General features: G+C 41.5%; 5 protein-coding genes, 1 tRNA gene and 1 pseudogene. 4 read left to right on the forward strand and 3 right to left on the reverse strand.

Going from position 1 to position 3,913, the window contains the following annotated elements; genetic code table 11:
• Positions 1-640 (forward strand): aldo/keto reductase (locus tag DMP16_RS08365; protein WP_143577087.1); only part of this gene is annotated, 640 nt, incomplete at its 5' end.
• Between the two features lie 44 nt (positions 641-684).
• A tRNA-Thr gene (locus tag DMP16_RS08370) sits at positions 685-759 on the forward strand.
• A 33-nt stretch (positions 760-792) separates the two neighbouring features.
• Here DMP16_RS08370 and DMP16_RS11420 read toward each other — a convergent pair.
• The 3 genes and pseudogenes from DMP16_RS11420 to DMP16_RS08385 form a co-directional block, all read right to left on the reverse strand.
• A pseudogene (locus DMP16_RS11420) lies at positions 793-936 on the reverse strand (putative integrase); the annotation flags it as partial.
• Between the two features lie 350 nt (positions 937-1,286).
• Positions 1,287-1,589 (reverse strand): hypothetical protein, encoded by a 303-nt coding sequence (locus DMP16_RS08380; protein ID WP_069284145.1) that lies wholly within the window; start codon positions 1,587-1,589, stop codon positions 1,287-1,289.
• Positions 1,590-1,967: 378 nt separating this feature from the next.
• A complete protein-coding gene (locus DMP16_RS08385) occupies positions 1,968-2,489 on the reverse strand; it encodes a hypothetical protein (protein WP_143577089.1) in 522 nt (173 codons plus the stop codon).
• A gap of 754 nt (positions 2,490-3,243) precedes the next feature.
• On the opposite strand from DMP16_RS08385, the gene DMP16_RS11425 reads away from it, so the two are divergent.
• Complete coding sequence (locus DMP16_RS11425; protein WP_231961143.1) at positions 3,244-3,405, forward strand: hypothetical protein; 162 nt, start codon at positions 3,244-3,246, stop codon at positions 3,403-3,405.
• Positions 3,353-3,760, forward strand: a complete 408-nt coding sequence (locus DMP16_RS08390) for a hypothetical protein (protein ID WP_069284143.1) — start codon at positions 3,353-3,355, stop codon at positions 3,758-3,760. Before DMP16_RS11425 ends, DMP16_RS08390 begins: the two co-directional genes overlap by 53 nt.
• The last annotated feature ends 153 nt before the right edge of the window (positions 3,761-3,913 follow it).

The raw sequence follows: 3,913 nt of genomic DNA on the forward strand, positions 1-3,913 counted from the left end.
ATTCATAGTATCAAAGGTTTGGCCTAGTCATGCTGATTACGATAACGTAATTAAGTCAGCCAACAAGAGTGCGAAGAGGTTAGGTACTTACATTGACTTATATCTACTTCACTCACCTTCTCGAGTTCCAATATGCAAAACGATTAAGGCGTTTGAGAAGTTAGTAGATGACGGGATAATAAGGTTCTTTGGGTTAAGTAATTTTGACGTAGAAGGGATAGAGAAAGCTAAGGAGTGTGTTAGTAAGTATGAAATAGTTGCAATACAGAACCACTACAGCCTATTAAGTAGAGGTGATGAGAGGAAGGCTTTAGCATATGCGGAAAAGAACGGAATGTTATACATGGCTTATACACCTTTAGAAAATGGAATATTGTCAAGAAATGAGTTTTTATCTACTATAGGAAGGAAATATAATAAGTCCGCAACTCAAGTCGCGTTAAATTGGTATATCTGTAGGAATAACTTATTACCTATAGTGAAGGCTTCGAGGGTTGAACACGTTGAGGAGAACGCTGGGGCAATGGGATGGAGGCTTTCAGAAGAGGATTGGAGGGCTATTGATGAACACTTTAGGGAGAGGAGTTACTTCTTAGATAAGATGGTAAGTACTCTTAAGTCATTAAGACCATGGAGTTAATTTGCGATACATTTATATCCTCTTTAGCCATTATAACTTAAGGTGCCGCGGTAGCTCAGCCTGGCCAGAGCGTTGCCCTGGTAAGGCAAAGGTCCCGGGTTCAAATCCCGGCCGCGGCTTAGTGGGGCGTCCCCCACACCCCCACTTCTATTTTTCAATTTCAGATATGTTTCAACGACATCAACTAAAGGACCTACGTAAGTTTCCTTAATCTCACCGTTTACCGTTTCCAATTTATAGACGTAATACCTACCTTTAATCGGGTGTAAAATATAGTCACCATATTTATAACGCATCTTCTCTTTCGCCGTTTTCACGTCTTGTATTATGGTTACCAAAACGCGTTTATAAGCATTGGTAACACATAAAAAGTTACGGGAATTTACGTCAGATTGAAAGTAGGCGGTAAAAATTCCTAGGTAGTAATAGTTACAGTTAGACTGACATGTGTGCAGGGATTATCGACATTCTACCCCCGGTACACACAACCGACAGACTGTGTTGTTGTGATAAAAACTCGGTCTACCTCTGGTAAACATTGATGCTAGGGCAGAGGTAGGTATAATTGGGGGTAACTGATATGACCACGAGTAATAGTAAGCCCTTCTTCAGCATATTTGGGAAAAAGAGATGATTAAAAAAGAGCTTATAACCTGAACCTCTTGAACCCTAGAAAGCCTAGGATAGCTATCCCTGCTATCAGTGGCACAAACCATAGCTGGGCATAGAGGGGTGGGCTGAGCGTCAAAGGCGGAGGATGCACGGGAACAGCAGAACCAGATGAAATAACCTTAGGTTTTACATTTGAACAAACTCCATTTACACAATATTTTAACCCTGCGGATAATTTTATTGGTATTGTTATCGGTTTATCCATGGAGTGCAGCACTACGCCACTGGCTATCAGTACTGTTGCTACTGAGAGAAGGAGTATGGTTTTCCATTTCATTCTAGAAAAAGGAAAAAAGAATTTACTTAAAAACCTTATCCAAAGGATGCCTCGTACTCTATGTTCGCAATAAATGTTAGCTCGTCTGCGAAACTTCTAAAAACTTCACGAACCTATCTATATTCTCAGCCTGCGTACTTGCCAGTGGTCACATATTACGTTTAAACCGCTATACTGCTCTTTCGCACCGGTGATGCAACTGTAGAAGTATGCGAAACGGTCAGGTTTTTTCGCCCTTTATCCTCAGCCGACACGTCGGTACGCCCTCAACGCCTCTATTAGCCTTTCCGTCGCCCTCTCGCACTCCTTCGCTTGACACGGCATTTGTCTTATCGCCTCTTCCGTTAGCCCCTCAAAAATTCCTTATTCACGATAGCTTCAACGTTTTGCGTCTTCACTTTGATTAAATCGCCTCGACCTTAACTTCGCCTCACCGAAGTTGAGGACCCTCTGCCCTAACTCAGTCAGACCCCATATGAACTTTTTGCTGTTGGGTCTATCGCTATAGACCAACCCCTTGCGCTCTAATTCCTTCAGCACGTTAATTATGTATTGCTTAGTGGTTTTAGCTAAGGCGAAGATGTAGTCAGTCTTAAGTAACTCGCCGGCGTTTCTCACATATCGCAGGGACTTTATATCCCTCTCTGTGAGCCCTAACGCGTCAAACAGTATCTCGTTGTAGAACTCATTCATTACGGCGTTGAAGTAATTAATATAGGCAACGGTTTTGAAGTTGATTACCGCGTGGACTTTCACGAAATTCCTCAACATTTCAACGGCTCCGAAGACAACGCCATAGTTACTCGTATACGTTAGAACCTTTGACGCAAACCCATGAAGTGCGTTGACTAATTCATCACTTATTTCCTCACTCTTAGGCATCTCACTTAGGAAACACATAACTACCGACTTGACCTCAAACGGGTACTCTAGTTCTTCCCTTCTTACTATCTTTTGTATAACGTTGTACAAGTTTAGTCCCCGCGGGTATACATATATCTTGAAGAACTTGTTGTACAACTGTTCTCTCACTATCTCTATGTCGTCTGCGAATGACGTTGAGATGACAACTGGACTGGCATTAATTGATACGATACGTGCATTAAGCTCACCGTTTTCGCGTTTCTCTACTGTGCCTGTGGATATCTTCACTCATAAGCTCACGTATGTAGTTTATATTCTGCCTATCGATCTGGTAAGGCAAAGGTCCCGGTTCAAATCCCACCCACGGTTTGCAAAGGTGATGAAACTCTCGCCCTTTAGGGCGGGGATTACAAAGTAATATAAACTCTTTCCTATTTATTACGAGTAGAGGGGATAAGAAGAGTGGGAAAGAAATCTGAGCTACAGTTTGAAGATTACCTTTAACGCCCCTCTGCTCAGCCTTGTCTCTAACTGTGAAAAAAGGCTTACGTTTCGTTTTAGAACGGTTAAGGGAGAATAAGCTAAGGAACTTGTTAAAAGACACGCATAAGGGTACTTACAAAACACTAAGGCAAAAGTTTAATCTATCGTCAAAGGTCGCCATAGACTGTTATAGAAATACTATAGTAAAGTACAAGTTGTGGTTGAAGAACCCTAAACGCAGTAAGTACCCAATATTACGTAACGTTGGTTAACCCCAACCCTATCATTTTCAATCGATTTCAATAAAATGAGTGTAAGGATAGTGGGAGTTGGCGAGTTGCAAATCCTAGGCTATCCGAGGAACTTGTCAGAATACAAGGACTGGGAAATAAGAGAGGCTAGGCTATTGCTGAGGGATGGAAAATCTAAAGGCCACTCTTCTAAAGGAATGGAAGGAACCAGAGGCTAAAGACGGTGTTGCAATTGATGTTAACATGGCTGAGGTAGTTGTTGGTAAAGATGATAAATATTACGCTAGGATTTCTACCCGTTTGGAGGATGCTCATCATTATAAGGCTTTAGCCGAGGGCTTACAGAAGAAGTATGAAAAGAGGTGGAAGGATAGTGAGAGGATCCTGAACAGGATAAGGTCATCCTACAGGAAGGCTAAAAATGTCTTGGAGGATTCTGCAAGGGAAGTAGGTAAGTGGGTTGTTGATATAGCTAAGTCGTTTAATGTTCCTGCTATATTCCTTGAAGACCTCAATAACCTTATTAAAATTGTAAAGAAGTTACCAACTGAGTTTGGGGTAGGTTTTATTTGATGCACTAGCGTAGGATTCAATACTGGATTGATTATAGGCTTTCATCAGTTTGTAAAACTTATAAATGAGAAATAATATTAACTGGTGGGTCACCAGTAACTGGTGGGGGTACATTTGCTATTCGATTTACATCCTAAAACAGAGTTAAAAGAG

Origin of the sequence: Sulfolobus sp. B1 (genome assembly GCF_007050195.1) — an archaeon.
GTDB lineage: Archaea > Thermoproteota > Thermoprotei_A > Sulfolobales > Sulfolobaceae > Saccharolobus.

Bases quoted from the DNA above. Each gene is read 5' to 3' on its own strand.
- DMP16_RS08385 (WP_143577089.1), bottom strand. From the start codon at position 2,489: ATGTGTTTCCTAAGTGAGATGCCTAAGAGTGAGGAAATAAGTGATGAA.
- DMP16_RS08380 (WP_069284145.1), bottom strand. From the start codon at position 1,589: ATGAAATGGAAAACCATACTCCTTCTCTCAGTAGCAACAGTACTGATA.
- DMP16_RS11425 (WP_231961143.1), top strand. From the start codon at position 3,244: ATGAGTGTAAGGATAGTGGGAGTTGGCGAGTTGCAAATCCTAGGCTAT.
- DMP16_RS08390 (WP_069284143.1), top strand. From the start codon at position 3,353: ATGGAAAATCTAAAGGCCACTCTTCTAAAGGAATGGAAGGAACCAGAG.